Annotated in this window: 17 protein-coding genes; 7 read left to right on the top strand and 10 right to left on the bottom strand. The window is 62.6% G+C overall.

The features are described from left to right. Window position 1: 1 nt before the first annotated feature. Window positions 2–652 carry a carbonic anhydrase gene (locus tag B2246_RS21685; protein ID WP_008643190.1) on the bottom strand — a complete coding sequence of 217 codons (651 nt, stop codon included), beginning with the start codon at window positions 650–652 and terminating at the stop codon, window positions 2–4. A gap of 107 nt (window positions 653–759) precedes the next feature. Between B2246_RS21685 and cynR the strand changes: the two genes are divergently transcribed. Then, a complete protein-coding gene (gene cynR / locus B2246_RS21690) occupies window positions 760–1,662 on the top strand; it encodes a transcriptional regulator CynR (RefSeq protein WP_008643188.1) in 903 nt (300 codons plus the stop codon). Here cynR and B2246_RS21695 read toward each other — a convergent pair. Then, window positions 1,631–2,950, bottom strand: a complete 1,320-nt coding sequence (locus tag B2246_RS21695; RefSeq protein WP_008643186.1) for an MFS transporter — start codon at window positions 2,948–2,950, stop codon at window positions 1,631–1,633. The genes cynR and B2246_RS21695 overlap by 32 nt on opposite strands. A 149-nt stretch (window positions 2,951–3,099) precedes the next feature. Between B2246_RS21695 and cyoA the strand changes: the two genes are divergently transcribed. The 4 genes from cyoA to cyoD all read left to right on the top strand — a co-directional run bounded on the left by cyoA (window position 3,100) and on the right by cyoD (window position 7,308). Beyond that, window positions 3,100–4,149, top strand: coding sequence for a ubiquinol oxidase subunit II (gene cyoA, locus B2246_RS21700; RefSeq protein ID WP_286880479.1), 1,050 nt, complete (start codon window positions 3,100–3,102; stop codon window positions 4,147–4,149). Between the two features lie 81 nt (window positions 4,150–4,230). Further along, window positions 4,231–6,234, top strand: a complete 2,004-nt coding sequence (gene cyoB, locus B2246_RS21705) for a cytochrome o ubiquinol oxidase subunit I (RefSeq protein WP_008643182.1) — start codon at window positions 4,231–4,233, stop codon at window positions 6,232–6,234. After that, window positions 6,227–6,883: a cytochrome o ubiquinol oxidase subunit III gene (cyoC, locus tag B2246_RS21710; RefSeq protein WP_008643180.1), complete on the top strand. Its 657-nt coding sequence runs from the start codon at window positions 6,227–6,229 to the stop codon at window positions 6,881–6,883. Before cyoB ends, cyoC begins: the two co-directional genes overlap by 8 nt. Further along, window positions 6,880–7,308 (top strand): cytochrome o ubiquinol oxidase subunit IV, encoded by a 429-nt coding sequence (gene cyoD, locus B2246_RS21715; RefSeq protein WP_008643179.1) that lies wholly within the window; start codon window positions 6,880–6,882, stop codon window positions 7,306–7,308. Before cyoC ends, cyoD begins: the two co-directional genes overlap by 4 nt. A 26-nt stretch (window positions 7,309–7,334) precedes the next feature. Here cyoD and B2246_RS21720 read toward each other — a convergent pair whose 3' ends face one another. The 6 genes from B2246_RS21720 to B2246_RS21745 form a co-directional block, all read right to left on the bottom strand. After that, window positions 7,335–8,876, bottom strand: a complete 1,542-nt coding sequence (locus tag B2246_RS21720) for a methyl-accepting chemotaxis protein (RefSeq protein WP_008643177.1) — start codon at window positions 8,874–8,876, stop codon at window positions 7,335–7,337. 270 nt (window positions 8,877–9,146) lie between these two features. After that, window positions 9,147–10,283: a hypothetical protein gene (locus B2246_RS21725; protein WP_193750030.1), complete on the bottom strand. Its 1,137-nt coding sequence runs from the start codon at window positions 10,281–10,283 to the stop codon at window positions 9,147–9,149. 329 nt (window positions 10,284–10,612) lie between these two features. Beyond that, window positions 10,613–11,863: an MFS transporter gene (locus tag B2246_RS21730; RefSeq protein WP_008643169.1), complete on the bottom strand. Its 1,251-nt coding sequence runs from the start codon at window positions 11,861–11,863 to the stop codon at window positions 10,613–10,615. A 154-nt stretch (window positions 11,864–12,017) separates the two neighbouring features. Then, window positions 12,018–12,788 carry a CDP-diacylglycerol diphosphatase gene (locus B2246_RS21735; protein ID WP_286880458.1) on the bottom strand — a complete coding sequence of 257 codons (771 nt, stop codon included), beginning with the start codon at window positions 12,786–12,788 and terminating at the stop codon, window positions 12,018–12,020. Between the two features lie 21 nt (window positions 12,789–12,809). Then, entirely contained in the window at window positions 12,810–13,043 is a 234-nt protein-coding gene (locus tag B2246_RS21740; protein ID WP_008643166.1) for a hypothetical protein, read from the bottom strand. Window positions 13,044–13,425: 382 nt separating this feature from the next. Continuing rightward, on the bottom strand, window positions 13,426–14,415 hold the full coding sequence (locus B2246_RS21745) for a Bug family tripartite tricarboxylate transporter substrate binding protein (protein ID WP_008643164.1): 990 nt from the start codon (window positions 14,413–14,415) through the stop codon (window positions 13,426–13,428). Between the two features lie 182 nt (window positions 14,416–14,597). Between B2246_RS21745 and B2246_RS21750 the strand changes: the two genes are divergently transcribed. Next, entirely contained in the window at window positions 14,598–15,659 is a 1,062-nt protein-coding gene (locus B2246_RS21750; protein WP_186426104.1) for a phytoene/squalene synthase family protein, read from the top strand. Window positions 15,660–15,679: 20 nt separating this feature from the next. On the opposite strand, the gene B2246_RS21755 is transcribed toward B2246_RS21750, so the two are convergent. Both B2246_RS21755 and B2246_RS21760 read right to left on the bottom strand, forming a co-directional pair. Further along, complete coding sequence (locus B2246_RS21755) at window positions 15,680–16,750, bottom strand: tetratricopeptide repeat-containing glycosyltransferase (protein ID WP_035882755.1); 1,071 nt, start codon at window positions 16,748–16,750, stop codon at window positions 15,680–15,682. A 152-nt stretch (window positions 16,751–16,902) separates the two neighbouring features. Next, entirely contained in the window at window positions 16,903–18,114 is a 1,212-nt protein-coding gene (locus B2246_RS21760) for a collagen-like protein (RefSeq protein WP_286880444.1), read from the bottom strand. Window positions 18,115–18,538: 424 nt separating this feature from the next. Between B2246_RS21760 and B2246_RS21765 the strand changes: the two genes are divergently transcribed. Next, window positions 18,539–18,868 (top strand): hypothetical protein (locus B2246_RS21765; protein WP_286964065.1); only part of this gene is annotated, 330 nt, incomplete at its 3' end.

Genomic DNA, 18,868 nt, shown 5'->3' on the forward strand with positions numbered 1-18,868 from the left:
GTCAGGCAGCCCGCTCCAGCGTGGCGGTGACATCAGGCTGTTCCCGCAGCGGCACGAACTTCCCCGTACGTCCCTCGAGGGCATCGATCTCACCGGTTTCGATGTCGTAGACCCAGCCATGCAGGTCGACACGCCCTTCGGCCAGCGCCTGCGCCACCGACGGATGCGTCCGCAGGTGGTCAAGCTGCTCGATCACGTTCTCACGCACCATGTCGTCCACCCGTGCCCGGTCTGATGCGTGCGGACGGGCCAGACTGATCCGCCGGGCGCCGCTGGCATGTTCGAGCCACTCCTCGACGGCGGGCATGTGGTCCAGGCATTGGCAGGTGGCCACGGCCGTCATGGCCCCGCAATCGGAATGGCCACAGATCACGATGTCGCGCACCTTGAGCCCCGCCACCGCGTATTCGACGCTGGCGGACACGCCGCCGGGCTGCACCGCATAGGCCGGGACGATATTGCCGGCGTTGCGGATCACGAACAGCTCCCCGGGCTCGCATTGCGTCAGCAACGCCGGCACGACGCGGCTGTCCGAACACGCGATGAACAACGTCTTGGGATTCTGCTGCGTGGCCAGGTGCTTGAACAGCGCCGACCGCTTCGGGAATTCTTCCCGCTGGAACTTCAGAATGCCCTGGATCAGATCTTTCACGCCGACGCCTCCATCGTCACTGGATGGCTCCAGCATGGCGGCGAACAGCTATTGGGTCAAAGACCGGTTTATTATCCTCGTCATTGGCAACACCAATAGTTACCACCATGCTGCTGCGCCACGTTCGCTATTTCCTGGCCGTCGCCGACGCCGGCAACTTCACCCGAGCGGCCGAGGCACTCCATGTCTCGCAGCCGACACTGTCGCAGCAGATCCGCCAGCTCGAGGAATCACTCGGCGCGCCGCTGTTCGATCGCAGCGGCCGCACCGTGCGACTGACTGACGCCGGCGAGGCGTACTACGTGCACGCACGCCGCGCGCTGCAGGACCTCGAAGCAGGGCGACGCGCCATCCATGACGTGGGGGAACTCACGCGCGGCAACCTCCGGCTGGCGATCACGCCGACGTTCACGCCCTATCTGGTGGCGCCGCTGATCGTGGCGTTCAACTCGGCGTATCCGAATATCACGCTGAGTCTGCGCGAAATGCCGCAAGAGCGCGTGGAACCGTTGCTGGCCGATGACGAGGTCGATATCGGCATCGCCTTCGACGATATCCACCTGCCCGACCTGGACGCCACGCCGTTGATGGAGGAACCGCTGGCCTACATGGTCGGCGCCACACACGCGCTGGCACGGCGACGCACGGCACTGCGCGCCGACGTGCTCGCGGCGCAGTCCATGGCCATGCTGACGCGGGAATTTGCCACGCGGGGCTATATCGCCCGCTACTTCGGGGCGTTAGGGATCGAGCCGCGCATCACCTTCGAGGCCAACTCGGTCAGCGCCGTGCTTGACGCCGTGCGCAGCGGACGCCACGCCACGGTGCTGCCGGCGGCCATTGCCGCCGGACATCCGGATCTGCGCGTCCTCAAGCTGGAACTACCGCTGCCACCGCGCCATGCCGCGCTACTGCAACGGCGTGGCGCCTATCGCACCGCCGCGGCGCGCGCGTTCGTGGCATTTGCGCTTGATGAGGTCAGTCGTCGGGGGTCCCCAGCGCACGGTTGATCCGCAGCGCCACCAGCGTTCCCACCACTCCTGACAGCAGATACAGACTAACCGCGACCAGACCGAACAGCGACGACAGTCCCAGCGCCACCAGTGGCGCAAACGCGGCGCCGAACAGCCACGCGAAATCGGTCGTCAGCGCGGCGCCCGTATAGCGATAGCGGGTCTCGAAGTTCGACGTCACCACGCCGGCCGCCTGCCCATACGACAAACCCAGCAGACCGAAGCCGATCAGGATGAACAGGTTCTGACCGGTCGCGCCGCCATCGAGCAGCCACGGACTGAACAGGCTAAAGATGCCAATCAACACGGCCATTGTCGCCAACGTGGTACGACGACCGATGCGGTCGGCAAGCCATCCGGAGATCAACGTGCCGATGAACGCAATGACCGCACCCACGATCTGGACCGCGAGCACGTCGGTGATGTTCTGCGTCTTGTGCAAGCTCACCCATGACAGCGGAAACACGGTGACGAGGTGGAACAACGCATAGCTGGCCAGTGCCGCGAACGCGCCGAGGAAGATGTTGAAGCCCTGCGCATTGACCATCTGCAGCGTGCTGATCGGCTCGAGTTCATCCTCCTCGAGCAGTCGGGTGTATTCATGCGTGACCACCAGGCGCAGCCGCGCGAACAGCGCCACCACGTTGATGGCGAAGGCCACATAGAACGGATACCGCCACCCCCAATCGATGAACTCTTCCGGCGTCAGGCTCGAGCGCAGGAACAGGAACAACGCACCCGCCACGATGAAGCCAGTCGGCGCGCCAAGCTGCCCCACCATCGCGTACCACCCGCGCTTGTTTTCCGGCGCATTGAGGGCCAGCAGCGACGGCAGGCCATCCCACGATCCACCGAAGGCAATGCCCTGCAGGAAACGGAACAGCGCCAGCAGGTAGATGGCCGAACTGCCGATCGACGCGTATGACGGCAGAAACGCGATACCCACCGTGGCGGTGCCGAGCAGGAACAGCGAGGCCGTCAGCTTGATGCCGCGGCCCCAGCGCCGCTGGATTCGCATGAACAGCGTCGTCCCAAACGGCCGTCCGATGAATGCGAAGGAGAAGATCGCGAAGCTGTAGAGCAGACCGGCCAGCTCGCTCGCGAACGGGAAGTAGACCGATGGGAAGACGAGCACCGAGGCGATGCCGTACGTGAAGAAGTCGAAGTATTCGGAGGCGCGCCCGATCACCACGCCTGTGGCGATCTCGGCTGGCGCCACGTCATGATGACCGGGAGCCGGAGGTGCAGTGGGCGACGCGCGATGCTGGTGGGACAGACTGGCCATCGTGGAGTCTCCTTGATGTGCGAGAGGAGGATGTCGTACTGCACTTAAAGTCCCGCAATCACAAGAATAGCGCCTAAACTGCAACTGGAAATCGAAAGATCGTTGGGGCCACCCCAATGCGACGTTAACCAGACGCCACTTCCGAGACCATGCCACGCTTCGATGCAGCAGTGACACCCATCAGGGTGACGGGAAGGTTGCTTTTGCGTTGTACCGCAATCGCGCTATTGGCGAGTCTGGCCGGGTGCAATGCTGTGCTGCTTTCGCCATCCGGCGATATGGCCATGCGCCAGCGTGACCTGATCATCATCGCCACATGTCTGATGCTGCTGATCATCATCCCGGTGATCTTCCTCACGTTGCTGTTCGCGTGGCGATACCGAGAGAGCGCCCCCGATTCCCCGTACAACCCCGAGTGGGACCACTCCACGGTGCTCGAACTGGCGATCTGGGCCGCACCGCTGCTGATCATCATCGCGCTCGGCGCGGTGACCTGGGTCAGCACCCATCAGCTCGATCCCTACCGGCCACTGACACGGCTCGACGAAGGTCGCCCCGTTTCCGCCGAGGTGAAACCGCTCACGGTGGAAGTCGTGGCGCTGGACTGGAAGTGGCTGTTCCTGTATCCCGAACAAGGCATCGCCACGGTGAACGAACTGGCCGCGCCGGTCGATCGCCCGATCGCCTTCCGGATCACCGCCACCTCGGTGATGAACGCCTTCTTTGTGCCTTCGCTGGCCGGCATGGTCTACGCCATGCCTGGCATGGAAACCAAGCTCCATGCAGTGATCAACAAACCCGGCGTCTATGACGGCTTCTCGTCCAACTACAGTGGCGCGGGCTTCTCGCATATGCGGTTCAAGTTCCACGGCATGTCGGGCGAGGACTTCGATCGCTGGATCGCGCAGGCCAAGTCATCGGGCAGCACCCTGTCGAAGGACGCCTACCTGAAGCTGGCTCAGCCCAGCGAACGTGAGCCGGTGCAACGCTATGCGAGCGTTGCACCTGAACTCTACGACCTGATCCTGAACCGTTGCGTGGATGGCGGCGCCTGCATGGCCGACACCATGGCGCTCGATCGCAGCCGTGGCAAGTTCGACCCGTCCGGCGAAATCTGCACGGCAAGCAACACACCGGTCGATTCGCCGCTGTTTGCGCCGGACGTCGTGCTCAACGACGGTAGACGACTGCTGCGGTGAAGCGGGGATTCGCCCTCATTTTTCCGGTTCCCGCCAATCTTCATCGGTCAATTTTGGCCAACACAGGCCCAGGTGACAAACATGCCCGAGCGCTCCGAACTCGCCAACCTGATTTTCGGCCGACTGTCATGGGAGGCCATTCCCTACCATGAGCCGATCCTTATCGCCACCTTCGCCGCCGTGGCGATAGGCGGACTGGCACTGGTGGCGCTGCTGACGTACTTCCGCGCGTGGGGCTATCTCTGGCGAGAGTGGTTCACCAGCATCGACCACAAGAAGATCGGCATCATGTACATCGTGCTGGGCATCGTGATGCTGCTGCGCGGCTTTGCCGACGCGGTCATGATGCGGATGCAGCAGGCCGTCGCGTTCGGCGACAACGCCGGGTTCCTGCCACCTCACCACTACGACCAGATCTTCACCGCGCACGGGGTGATCATGATCTTCTTCGTGGCCATGCCGCTGGTCACCGGGCTGATGAACTTCGTCATGCCGCTGCAGATCGGCGCGCGCGACGTAGCATTCCCGTTCCTCAACAACTTCAGCTTCTGGATGACCACTGGCGGCGCAATTCTGGTCATGATGTCGCTGTTCGTAGGCGAATTCGCGCGCACCGGCTGGCTGGCCTATCCTCCGCTGTCGGGCATCCTCCACAGTCCCGACGTTGGCGTGGATTACTACATATGGGCGCTACAGATAGCGGGGGTGGGGACGCTGTTATCAGGGATCAACCTGCTGGTCACCATCGTCAAGATGCGCGCCCCTGGCATGACGCTGATGCGGATGCCGATCTTCACGTGGACGTCGCTGTGCACGAACGTGCTGATCATCGCCGCCTTCCCGGTATTGACCGCCGCGCTGGCGCTGCTGGCGCTGGATCGCTACGCCGGCACGAACTTCTTCACGGCCGATCAGGGCGGCAGCGCGATGATGTACGTGAACCTGATCTGGATCTGGGGTCACCCCGAGGTCTACATCCTGGTATTGCCGGTATTCGGCGTGTTCTCGGAAGTGGTGGCCACGTTCGCGCGCAAGCGCCTGTTCGGCTACGCGTCGATGGTCTATGCGACGGTGGTGATCACCGTGCTCTCCTACCTGGTCTGGCTGCACCACTTCTTCACGATGGGCTCCGGCGCCAGCGTCAACTCGTTCTTCGGGATCACGACGATGATCATCTCGATTCCGACCGGCGCCAAGATCTTCAACTGGCTGTTCACGATGTACCACGGCAAGATCCGCTTCGAGCCACCGATGCTGTGGACGGTCGGCTTCATGGTCACATTCGTGATCGGCGGCATGACCGGCGTGCTGCTGGCGGTGCCTCCGGCGGACTTCTCGCTGCACAACAGCCTGTTCCTGATCGCCCACTTCCATAACGTGATCATCGGCGGCGTGCTGTTCGGGCTGATGGCCGGCATCACGTACTGGTTCCCCAAGGCATTCGGCTATCGCCTGGTGTCATCGTGGGGCAAGGCGTCGTTCTGGTTCTGGTTCGTCGGCTTCTACTTCGCGTTCATGCCGCTGTACTGGCTCGGCCTGCTCGGCGTGACCCGCCGTATGAACCATTTCGACGATCCGTCGCTGCAGATCTGGTTCCAGATCGCCGCGTTCGGCGCGCTGCTGATCGCCATCGGCATCGCCTGCTTCCTGATCCAGCTCGTGGTGAGCTTCATGCGCCGCGAGGAGCTTCGCGACACCACCGGCGACCCTTGGGGCGGCCGCACGCTCGAGTGGTCGACCTCGTCGCCGCCGCCTCAGTACAACTTCGCATTCACGCCGGTCGTGCACGACACCGATGCCTGGTGGCACATGAAACACAACGGCTTCCAGCGACCGGAGCAGGGCTTCATCCCGATCCACATGCCGAAGGGCACGGCGGCCGGCATCGTACTGGCCGGGCTCTCCACGATATGCGGCTTCGCGTTGATCTGGCACATCTGGTGGCTGGTCATCGCGTCGTTCGCGGCCACGATCATTACAGCGATCATCCATACCTTCAACTACAAGCGCGACTACTACATTTCGGCAGAGCAGGTGGTCCGGACTGAAGCGGCGCGCACCCAACTGATGGCCGGCCATGGTTGACACGACCCTACCCCTGCACGCGCACGGCACGGCCGATGCGGACCAAGCGCCCCCCGGCGGCTATCAGTTCTACCTGACCGAGGAGGTACATCCTCAGAACGGCACGCTGCTCGGGTTCTGGCTCTACCTGATGAGCGACTGCCTGATATTCGCGTGCCTGTTCGCCGCCTACGGGGTGCTGGGGCGCGAGTACGCGGGGGGACCGAGCGGCGCCGAGCTGTTCGAGCTGCCACTGGTGGCGCTGAACACCTCGTTCCTGCTGATATCGTCGATCACGTATGGCTTCGCCATGCTGCAGATGCAGCAGAACCGTGTCGCCAGCACGCAGATCTGGCTGGCCATCACCGGCGTGTTCGGCGCGGCGTTCCTCACGGTGGAACTCTACGAGTTCGCGCACCTGATCCATGAGGGAGCCGGCCCGCAACGCAGCGCTTTCCTGACGTCGTTCTTTTCGCTGGTGGGCACGCACGGGCTGCACGTGACGTTCGGCATCATCTGGCTGATCGTCCTGATGACGCAGGTGGCGCGGCACGGACTGATCACGGCGAACAAGCGCAGGCTGATGTGCCTGTCGATGTTCTGGCACTTTCTCGACGTCGTGTGGATCGGCGTCTTTACCTTTGTCTACCTGATGGGGTCGCTGCCATGAGCGCGCAAGACCACGCGATGGACGGCCACGGGCATGGCCACGAGCACGAAGAGGAAGTGGGGCCGCACGCCACGCTGGGTGGCTATCTGACGGGCTTCGTGCTGTCGGTGTTCCTGACAGCGGTGCCGTTCTGGCTGGTGATGGGCAAGGTGTTCGAAAAATCGTCCACCACCGCCATCGCCATCCTGCTGATCGGTGCGGTGCAAATCGTGGTGCACATGATCTACTTCCTGCACATGAACGCCAAGTCGGAAGGCGGCTGGAACATGCTTTCCCTGATGTTCACGCTGACACTGGTCGTGATCACGCTGACCGGATCGCTATGGGTGATGTTCCACCTGAACAGCAACATGATGCCGCAGATGCGGCACACGCAGCAGGCAGCGGAATCGGGTGGCACGATCGTGCCACCCAGAACCAAATAGCGAGATACCGAGACAGCCGAGGGACTTCAGGCGGCCAGACGGAACGTCGCCACCGCTTCCTTGAGCCGCTGGGCCTGCTCTTCGAGTGAGCCCGCGGCCGCCGCAGCTTGCTCCACCAGTGCCGCGTTTTGCTGCGTGACGGTGTCCATCTGCGTCACGGCCTGATTGACCTGCTCGATGCCGGCGCTCTGCTCGACAGACGCCGCGCTGATTTCGCCCATGATGTCGGTCACGCGCTTCACCGCGCTGACGATCTCTTCCATCGTCTGGCCAGCCTGCGCCACCAGTTGCGAGCCACGTTCGACGCGATCGGCGGAATCTCCGATCAATGACTTGATCTCCTTGGCCGCCGTCGCGCTGCGCTGCGCGAGGCTGCGCACCTCACCCGCCACTACGGCAAAGCCCCGGCCCTGTTCCCCGGCGCGCGCGGCTTCAACTGCCGCGTTCAGCGCCAGGATGTTGGTCTGGAACGCGATGCCTTCGATCACCGAGATGATCTCGACCACCTTGCGTGAGGCGGCATTGATCTCGTCCATCGTGTGCACCACCTGACCCACCACCTCGCCGCCTTGCGTGGCCACGTCGGAGGCATTGACCGCCAGGCCGCTGGCCTGCTTCGCGCTGTCGGCGTTCTGGCGCACGATGCTGGTCAGTTCCTCCATGCTCGACGCGGTCTCCTGCAGCGACGATGCCTGCTCTTCCGTCCGTTGCGAAAGGTCGGTATTGCCGGCGGCAATCTGGCTCGTGCCGGTGGCAATCGCCTCGGTGCCTTTGCGCACTTCCTTGACGATGCCAAGGATGTTCTCGTTCATCTCGCGCAGCGCCGCCAGGAGCTGGCCGGTTTCGTCACGGCTGTCCACGTCGATGCGGCCGGTCAGGTCGCCAGCGGCCACGGTCCGGGCAAAGCCAACGGCACGATGCAACGGGCGCGTAATGCCGATGGTGAGCCACCATGCGAATGCCACGCCGATTGCCAATGCGATCACGCCAAGCGCGATCAACCCATTACGCGCGCTCTCGTAGATCCGGTTGATCTCTTCGGCCGTGGCGTCGATGGACGCGCGCTGGATGTCCAGCAGCTTCTGGATCTCAGCCAGGTAGGCATCACCGGCCGGTACGAACTCGTTCTCCAGCACCTTGACGGCATCCTCGGCCTGTCCTTCCTGCTTGAGCTTGGCGATCTTGTCGCGCGACTCGTTGTAGGGATTGCGTACGACCAGAATGCGCTCGAAGGACGCCTTTTCCGCGTCGGACGTCAGCATCGGCTTTATCTTGTCGCGCATCGCGGCAATCGTTTCGGCCGAGGTCTTGGTCTCGGCGGCGAAGAACTGGCCAAGCGAGGGGTCGCTGCTGCGCGTGATGGCCGTGGTACGGCGCACGCTGGCGTACATCAGGCGATACCAGTCGCTGACGATGCGCTCCTTGGCGAGCGGCTGCTGCATCATCGCGTGCGTGCGGCCCGCGACATCTTCCAGACGCAGCACGCCCAGAACCGTCATGAATGTGGACAACAGCAAGACCACGCCGAAGCCGATGCCAAGGCGTACACCAATACCAAGATTCTTCATGCCTTCTTCTACCTGATTGACTGGTTGGCGGCTGACTGACCGCGCCCGGTGGCGGCCGATCACTGCTTTGCCTGCGGCGCAACTGGGTATGCGCTCGAACGGACATGGGGAAAGCTAACGGCAGTCAGTACCGGAACTTGAGAGAAATCAGGGATTATGCGAATTGCGGGCGCAATGCACCCGCGCTGGCGAATGGCAATAAAGCCGTGACGGCTGGCAGCAAGTCCGGCGGTCACGGCTTTGGGTCCTCGGGGTGGACACACGAAACGACTACTGAACCGTCAGGGCTCCGGTCCCATTGCAGCTCAGGCTGAGCTGGTTGCCAAAGTACTGGTCTGCACCTACCGATCCGAGAGCCATGTTGGCGGTCGGATAGTTCGTACCCGAGGTCGCGGCAAAGCCTGCGATCGGGGCAATCGACTTGCCACCATCCGGGCCGAGTTGCGCAATGAGCGTCGTCGTGCCGGCAGCGTTGCACTTCACCTTGATCGCCACACCGTAGCTGCCGCCATTGTCGGATTGCCGGTCGCTGCCAGGCGTATAGAGCGACTGCCCGCCGATCGGCTTGCCGGCTTCCGTCCGGATGTCCAGGAGGCTGTTGCCTGTCTCGACAATCGCGTAGTAGCTGTTGTCGAACGGAATCGTGCTGCCACTGGCATCCACCTGGTGCGTGATGGCCGTACCGTTCTCGTCGGCAACCACAACGTAGAGATGGTAGTAGCCATCCTGGTCCACAGTCAGCCCACTGCCATTGCAGGCAGGATAGTCACAGATGTACGCCGACTGCATGACACCACGAAGATAGAGCGACACATCCGCGTTCTGACCCGGCTGAAGCAACGCCGCCGTTTCTCCCTGCGCCAGCACATAGCCTTCATTGTTCGGGATGCAGGGATCGCTCGACGCGCATGGCCCATTGACCTGGACGGCGCCGATCTTGTGCGTGCCGGGCACGGTGGCGTAGGTGGCGGCAATCGTGGCAACGGGCTGATTGCGGACATAGCTGATGGTCGACTGATACGAGAAACTGCCGCCGTTGGCGAGATTCGCGCTGCCGCTCGGTCCGGGGCCGGACGGCAGGTTTGCGGTTGGGAATGCCGCAACCTGTACGCCATCAAAGAACACCTTCACGTATCCATTGCTACCGCCGTCGACAAAGGTCGGCTTGAGCGTCGTGCCGGACTGGCTGCCCAAAGCCGTCGGCGTTCGCACGGTATTGCCGTCGCCATTCTTCAAGGGAATGCTCATCGTGACGGAGCCAGTAGCCGTTGGCTGCTGGGAAGTCGTTTGCGTGCCGGCTGTACTGGCGCTGCCACTACTGCTGCTGCCACCGCTGCCATCGCCTCCGCAGGCCGCGACGCAGAGCAATGCGGCAAGGGACAGATAACCGATCGTGTTCATTCTCATGGCTCGTTCTTTCTCCAGAAGCAGGACTTCTTGGTGTTGTCGCTCGCGATTTGAGCGAGCCCTGCTCTGCAATCGGTGTGCCAATCTGGTGCATGTCCGTGCGGATTTCCCGGAAACGGCGATGCCATGCGCGTTTCCGGCCGGAACACGCAATGTCTGAACATTGTCCGTAGGGTGATTTTTCAGCGATGCCGTGTTACGACGTTACGTAACGCGGTGTTGGGATTGACCCTGAATTGCCAAATGAATGCGCATGCACGCGCGAGCGCGTCGCCATGTTCAAACGCATAACGCCACGCTAACGAGGGGGAGCGCCATGCGCGAGTCCACTACGACTTCGCAGCGGGCGCGGATATAGGGCTGAAGTAGTACGGCACCAGTGAGAGCGCCACCACCACCACGGCGGAGAGAAAGATCGCCGAGTAGGTATGGGCCACGGGCCAGTCGCGCAGATGACCGACGTTGGCAATCAGGCCGAATCCCCACGACGTGAGCGCCGAGCCCAGGAACACGAACGTGTTGAGCAGACCGAGACCCCGGCCACGCGCAGGCGCGGGAATCAACGCACGCCCTTGCGCCATCACCAGCGGATGGAGCATGCCGATCGTCGACAGCAGCGCCATCATGCCAACGCCGCTGGCCACCCCTGCATCGGGCCAGATCGTCAGCGCGATACCACCGGCGGTCGCCAGGCATCCCCATATGCCAATCGCCGCCTTGAGCGAACTGCGGCGGACAAGCACCGGCAACGCAAACGCGGTGAGAAAGCCTGCCAGGCTCAGCAGCATCAGCGCCATCCCGCGCGTGCCGGCCTGGAGGCCGAACACATCGGCCAGATACGGACCGCTCCATGCATTACGAAAACCGGTGCCGGCGGACATCGCCACGCATAGCGGAATCAGCGTCCATAGCGGCCAGTATCCGAGCAGCTTGCCGCTCTCGACCAGCATCGCGCTCATGGGCGCCTGACGCGCCTGCTCGTGACCGTCATCACGAACAAAACGCCATACGCCGTAGCACGCGACCACCATGCAGACCGCCGCAAGTGCCATGGCGGGGCGCCAGCCGACATGCTGCGAAGCCCAGCCCAGCGGGGCCGTGGCGCAAAGTGCCCCGATCATGCCCAGCGCATTCGAGCGGCTGCCCACACGCATGTACTGTCGCTCCGAAAGCTGTTCCGACGCATAGTGCAGCAGGCCCATGAACACCGGCGCGCAGGCCAGCCCAAGGCCCATCTGCACCAGCATGGCCATGCCAGCATTGGGCGCGACCACGAAACCGATTGCCGACACGGCGCCGACACCGAGCAGCACGGCCGTGGGGCGGCCTACGCCGTAGCGGTCGAAGGCGATGCCTACGGGGATCTGCGCGACGGCGAAAGCGAGGAAGAAGCAGGAAGATAGCGCGCCAAATCCCGCCGGGGACAGTCCGAAGTCATGCTGCAGTTCGGGCGCGATAACGGCGAGGCAGCTTCGATAGAACTGACTCAGGATGAATGCGAACGTCAGCAGGGCGATGCCTCGCGACGTGTTTGTCTCCGCGGCTGCGGCGGTGCTTTCCTGGTGGAAAGTCGTATTCACTTTTGTCTCTTGCTGGAGGGGCTCGCGGGCTATTCTACGCGGGCGCGTCCCTTGTAAGACGTCAGACGAAATGGTCGGCGGAAACAAAGCGGCGAATATCGGCCATTTGTGCAACGGTCATCACCGCCACGTTCTGGCAGGCAGAATTTTTCGACTATCGCCCGGGCTGCGCCCGGCCCAGCTTGCAGCCGCGATCCAGAAAATCGCTGGCATGGCCGTTTGCGCCGCCCGCCTTGTCGACGGGTTCATCGACCACGACAAAACCGGCCTGGCCCTGCAAGGGACGCACATAGCCCAGGAATACGCCCCGGTCGGCGATCTTGCCGTCGACGCCGAGGTCCTCGCGCACCACGTCGAACGGGTCCACCGCAAGAACCGGATCGTCCGAGGGAATCAGCCTGACACGCACAGGATTGCCGCGAAACGTCAGGCTGCGCCACTGCCTGTCGAAAGCGCTATTGGCAAGGAAGTCGCGCGCGCTTTCGCTGATGCAATCCAGATGAATGTGAAGCTGATCCTGGCTGCGCGCCGCCCTCGCGTTGATGGCCAGCCCCAGAAGGGTATCCGGCAGCGCGCGGCCAATGGCCTTGCCCACGGTGTCGCGCGCGGCCCAGCCGAAGGCCCAGGCATTGTGCTCGCGATCGGACCAGACACGCGCGTCGTCGACGCCGCTGACCGGCCGCACGGGAATGACAAGGTAATGCGAGGCGCCAATCATGTCCTTGTAGAGGACAAAGCCCCGCTGTCGATCAACGATGACGCAATCGGAATGTGTGGGCGTAGCCGGTGTCAGGCAGCGCTCCTGGACGTTCTTCCAGAGGCTGTCGCGCGAAAATCCGCCGACCATGCGTTCGAGCAGGCCAGTGTCGGCACAAGCCTGCCCCGACGCAACCAGCGCCAGACACCACAGCAGCAGGCGTTTCACGGCGTCATGGGGGCGCTGGAATCAACGCGCGGTGCGTCCGCCGTAATACGTGCCGTTGCGGGGATTCGATACCTGATAAGCATGGTTGCGCGCCCAGCGCTGGGCGGCGAGAAATGCTTCGGGTTCACGTTGACTCCACGCACTGACCATCAGCGGCGAGGCATCTTCCTCGGTATTGAGGTAGACCGCCGCGCGATGAAGTGCAGCTCGGTCAGGAGCTCCGGGAATCGTCGTGGTTCGAATCGTCACACGCATCAATACAATCCTTGAGGCCCAGATTCAGGAAATTATGCATAAGCGCCCATGACATGGGAATGACCTCGATGCAGTAGTTTTGCGTAGGTGGACGGTTCTTTCCCCTTGCTGGCCAGACGGCCGCGTCAGGCCTGGCTTTGCGGGTAGGCGCGGATTCCTCGGGCGTGGCGTGCGCGCCACGCATGTACCGCACAGGGAACTCGGACGGATCTGCGCCTGAGGCAGGACACTGCCTTGTAGCCAAGGGAAAACACTGATCCCAACTACGCGCAAGAGAAACAGCATACCTGACAAGCAGCGCCATCATCAGGAATTCGCCGCATCGGCGCGCCGACACCCGGGACAACGCGCCGATGGAGTGCTTCTTCAGGACTATGCCGAATCAGCTTTCGATCTTGAAGTTGGTTTCCTTCACCACTTGCTTCCAGCGATCGGTTTCTGCCTGGATCTCCTTGCCAAACGTATCCGGCGTGCTGTTGGCCATGACATAGTCATACTGCTTGAGCTTGGCGACCACGTCCGGCATCTGTTTTGCTTTTTCGACGTTCTGCGCCAGCGCGGTGACGATCTCCTTGGGCGTCCCTTTGGGTGCCAGCAGCCCTGCCCAGGAATTGAACTCCATGTCCTTGATACCCAGTTCCTTGAACGTAGGTACGTCTGGAAAAGACCCGGCGCGCTGCGGCAGAATAACCGCCAGCGCCTTGACGCGACCCGCCTTGATCAACTCCACTGCGGCAAAGGAGTCGAACGAAAAATCGACTTCCCCCGAAGCCACGGCCTGCATTTGAAGGCTTGTCCCTTTGTATTGCACGTTGGTGACATTCGGTGCGTCGATCACGCGCTTGAACTGCTCGGTGATCAGGTTGATCATGCTGCTGCCGGACGAGGCCGCGAGCGGCTTGTCCGCTTTCCGGGCCAAAGCAATCAAGTCGGCCATGTTCTTGACCGGCAGATCCTTGCGCACGATGACAATAAAGCCGACATCGCACACCCGCGCCACCGGCGCAAAACTGGCCGCCGCCTCATATGGGGCCTTGTAGATCACGGGGCTTAGCGTTTGGGCGCCAGCAGTGTTGAACAACAGCGTATAGCCGTCTGCCGCGGCACGTGCCACCTCGCCCGTACCGATGATGCCGTTGGCACCCCCCTTGTTCTCGATCACGAACGAGGCCTTCATCAGTTCCCCCACCTTTTGCATGATGAGGCGAGCGACCACATCGGTCGTGCCCCCAGCGGCAAAGGGCACGATCACGCGCACTGGTTTATTCGGGTATGCCGCTTGCGCGTAAGCCCATCGCGGCAGGCTACTTACAGCGGCGGCTCCCACCAGGCTCGTCAGGAATTGGCGACGTTGGATACTGAGATTGTTCATGCTTTGTCTCCTTAGTACCGGTTATCCGGCCCGATGTGTTGTCATTTGAGAGAATGCATCACCTCACCGAGGTTCGGTACTAGGTTTAATACGCGCAGGCTTGGCAGGGCCAGGTTGAGGCCAGACGAGTTCGTCAGCTTTGGCGGATACAATGCGCCGTCCCATTGTGCGATCACCATGCCATGCCAAATCCGAACCGGGCCTTTCTGCTCGGCCCGCTGCTGAAGGGGGTTTCCCGTTCGTTCTACCTGACGCTTCGCATCCTGCCCGAGGGCATGCGCGACCCCGTCGGTCTGGCCTATCTGCTGGCACGCGCCGCGGACACCATCGCGGATACCTCGCTGATTCCGCCCGCGCAACGCCTAGACCTGCTGCTGGCGCTACGGCAGCACGTCAACGGCACGCAGAACGACGGTTCGCTCGCGCAGCGGCTGAGCGCGGAAGTTGCCAGCCAGCAAACCCAGTCCGACGAGAAGGTACTGCTGGAATCGATCGGCCCCGCGCTTGGCGTGCTGAGCCAACTCGATGCATCTGATCGCACGGCTGTCCGCGGTATCGTCGATACGCTGACCGAAGGCATGGAATTCGACCTGGTCACATTCCCCGACGAGCGCTCGGGCCAGGTGGCCGCGCTGCGGACGATGGACGAGCTCGATCGCTACACGTATCTCGTGGCCGGTTGCGTGGGGGAGTTCTGGACCACGATGACCTATGCCCATCAGCCGGGCACGCTGACGGCAGCGCCCGAGACGATGCTGCGCCGAGGTGTCCGCTTCGGCAAGGCATTGCAGATGGTCAATGTGCTGCGTGATTGCGGCAAGGATCTGCGCATCGGCCGGTGCTATCTGCCGACCGAGGTCCTGGAACGACATGGCATGACGCCACGCGACCTGATGGACCCGGCCAATGCGCTGCGCGCGCGGCCAATTCTGGACGAACTGCTACACGTCTCGCTCGCGCATTTCCGCGAAGCGATGGCCTATACGTTCGCGATTCCGCGCACGGCGATCCGGTTGCGGCTGGCCTGCCTGTGGCCGATCCTGATTGGCCTGGAGACGCTGCTGCTGTTGGCCGGCAACAAGGCGTGGCCCGACCCGGCGCACATCTCGAAGATCCCGCGCGGCAAGGTGTACCGGGTACTTGCGCGAAGCACGGCAACGGTCATGTCGGACACGCTGCTGCGGCGCTGGATGGAAGACCTGATCGCGCGGATCGAGGCCAGCCTCGACGGTTCCACCCGATAGACGCTGCTTCGTCGGCAGCTTCAGCCCGGGACATCGCCCATTGCAAAGGCGAGGTTTCGCGTCACGCGATCATGCTGCTCGCGCGGCAGGCGTGGATCGGCAAGCAATTCCCGGCAGAGCCGCGCGCTTTCATCGCGTTCATTGCACCAGTACAGCGCGATCGACAGCTCGTCACGCGCGCGCCAGTCATAGACGGTCTGATCCATGAAGAGCCGGTCATCGGGCTGGGCGATGCCGGTGGCAACACGCGCGAAGTCGCGTGCCAGGACATGGCGCTGCCGCAGCCTGAAATAGCGCGCGAGCTCGCAAGGCGCTTCGGCCCGTGTCGGCCGGTAGTTGTAGGCCTCCAGGTAGGCGTCGACGATGTCCCCGGGCGACGCTCCGCCGCCCTCCTTCAGCACCGCCATCTGCAACATCGAGTAATAGACTTCCTCGTCCCACCCGCCCATGGTGGCGCGGTTCGCATAGGCGGCAATGGCCTTGTCCACCAGACCACCGTCGCGATAGCTCTGGGCGAGATAAAACTGGTAACGCGTATTGCCGGGATCGGCTGCGAGTGCCTTCTCCAGTATCCCTGCGTCTTCCACGAACTTTCTGCCGCTCACGCGCCGCGCGCCGTCGTCGCCGATGCGATAGATGGCGTTCTTCAAGGTGTCGCGACTATACGGACGGTTGCAGTCGATGTATTCGTGGGTCACGCCCGTATAGAAGAACCCGTGGCCCAGCCGGATCAGATGTGGCTGGCTGTAGGTCAGCGAGCGAAACTGGACGACCAGGTCATAGCAGTCGGCGGTCAGTTCGCCGAAGTCCGAAGCCTCGATGGTATCGTCGGCATCGATCAGCAGCGCATAATCGCCGTGCTTGGCCGCCAGCGCGAGCGCTTCATTGCGGTTGGTCGAGAAATCCACCCATGGACGTTCGATCAGTTCACCCGGCAGGTCACCGAGCGTATTGCGAATAATGTCCTGCGTCCCGTCGGTCGACCCCGTATCCGAAATCGCCCAGGCGTGAATGTGCGGGCGCACCGCGCGCAAACAGCGCTCGATCACGGCGGCCTCGTTCTTGACGATCATCGACAGGCAGATTCGCATTGGCTTTGGGTCTCGTTGGAGACAGGTTGGCAATTGTCGGGCGCTGGGGCGGGATACTGAACAGGCGGCGCAAGGGTTCGCACGAGACGGATGGGCCCGGAGCGATCCCCGAGCCCATGGCCCGCCATCAGCCTATCGATGCCCGCCGTCGATCACTGGCACGTCAGCGTGGCATAGACAGCGCCCGACCAGGAGTTAAACGCCGTAGTACCTGTCAACTGGACCTGCAGCACGTCCCCCGCGGAAGCCGCATAGGTGCCAGTCTGGGTCTGCGTACAGCTAGCTCCAGAGCTGTTGGCCTGGCACACAAGCCCTGTTGACGTGACGGTTGTCGAGGGAGGCTGAATCTTGAAGACTTCCATCGTATAGGGTGCAGGCGGGATGCCCGTCACGGCCGTCGACAGCGTCAGTGTGCTGCAATTGATTGGCAGCAAAACACCAAGATACGGCTGTGTGGCGATAGGGGTCAGACCCGACCCCGTCATGATGTAGGTGGCATTGCCAAAGTTCGTGCCATTGCCCACAACGAAGTTCGCCGTATAGAGCGCAGGCCCGGTGGCCCCCGTGGCCCCCGTGGCACCAGTTGCCCCTGTGGCGCCCGTCGCTCCCGTGGTACCGGTGGGGCCCTGAATGCCCTGCGGTCCTTGCGGCCCCGTGGGGCCTGTCGCACCTGAGGGACCCGTCGCGCCCGTCGCACCCGTAGCCCCTGTTACCCCCGTCGCACCAGTCGCACCAGTCGGCCCTGCAGCTCCGGCAGGGCCGGTGGGGCCCTGAATACCCTGAATGCCCTGCGGTCCCGTCACGCCGGCGCCGGTGGCACCAGTAGCACCCGTCACACCCATTGGGCCGGTGACCCCCTGGATGCCCTGCAGACCCGTGGCACCGGTAGCGCCGGTTACGCCCGTGGCGCCGGTCGGTCCAACCGCACCCGTGGCGCCGATCAGCGATTTGCCGGGCATCGGCCAGGCTCCGGCCGCCTTCGGTCCAAACAGCGTGCTTGAGCTGGTGTTCAGATAGAAGTCACCATCGTTGCCGTCGCTGGCAATCGGGTCACGCGTCCCATAGCGGATCAGCGTGCCAGCTGGCCCGATCAGCGATACGCCTGCGGACCAGGCACCGTTTGCCTTGGGGCCGAACAGCGTGGACGTAGCCGAATTGAGATAGAAATCGCCGTTCACGCCAATACTGCTCGTGGGGTCGGCAACACCGGTATAAATCATGCTGCCGGCAGGCGTCGCGGCCGGCGTACTGGTGGGCGTGGCTGCCGCCGTGCTCGACTCCGAGGCATCGCCGCCGCACGCTGCCAGCGTGGCAGCAAGGCATGCCAGGGGGAGTACAGCCAGCTTCCGTTGGGTGTTTTTCATTGGTTCTACTTGGATGAGGTGGAAATGCTGCAAACGGAATCGCTGGCCGCGTCACAAGACGAGCTTTCGTGGAACCAAAGCGGGTGTCGCTACTTCGGACAGGACTCCGGGGCGCTTGAAGCGAACTGCCGGGTACTGAAACTACGAAGAGGATGTCAATCCAGTCGGCGATGACGGCGTCGTAGAAGGCGCCGGCATGGAGAGGAGGGCGTGCGGTCGGGGGCCGCCGTTGCGGGGCGGCATGATGTCAGGCACCTGCCACGGACATGAGCCGGGCAGCGCGCTGGTACCGCAGAAATTTCGTCGCGCAGAACGCAAAATGCCGGGCAAGTGCTGCCCGGCTGACCTTGTTGGCGTGTTCAACCCGTTTCTCCCGTTCCCTGTTCGCTGACAAGGTGAATGCTCTTTTGATTCTTTTTCTTGCTTGCCCGATTCGCCCGGGCGTTTTGTGGGCGTGCGCGACAGCGTCGGCGCAGTTGTCGATGGACTGTGTCCAGCCCGGCAACATAATCGAACGATGTTGACGATACAACGAAAGAAGCATCACACCCCACTTCAGAGGGGATCAAGCTTTTATCGCCACTGCCGTCTGTCGTCCTGTCCGGCGGCTGCCGGCGGACATTGGACCAAGGCTGTCCTCAGGACCCTGCGAAGGCCCAAAAAAGAAGGTTCAACGAGGAATGAAGGAGAAAAAAAAGAAAAAGTAATTAAAAATAAAAAAAAAAAAAATATTATTTTTATTTATTTATTAGTT

The sequence above is a fragment of the Cupriavidus sp. UBA2010 genome (assembly GCF_002335265.1).
Taxonomy (GTDB): domain Bacteria; phylum Pseudomonadota; class Gammaproteobacteria; order Burkholderiales; family Burkholderiaceae; genus Cupriavidus; species Cupriavidus metallidurans.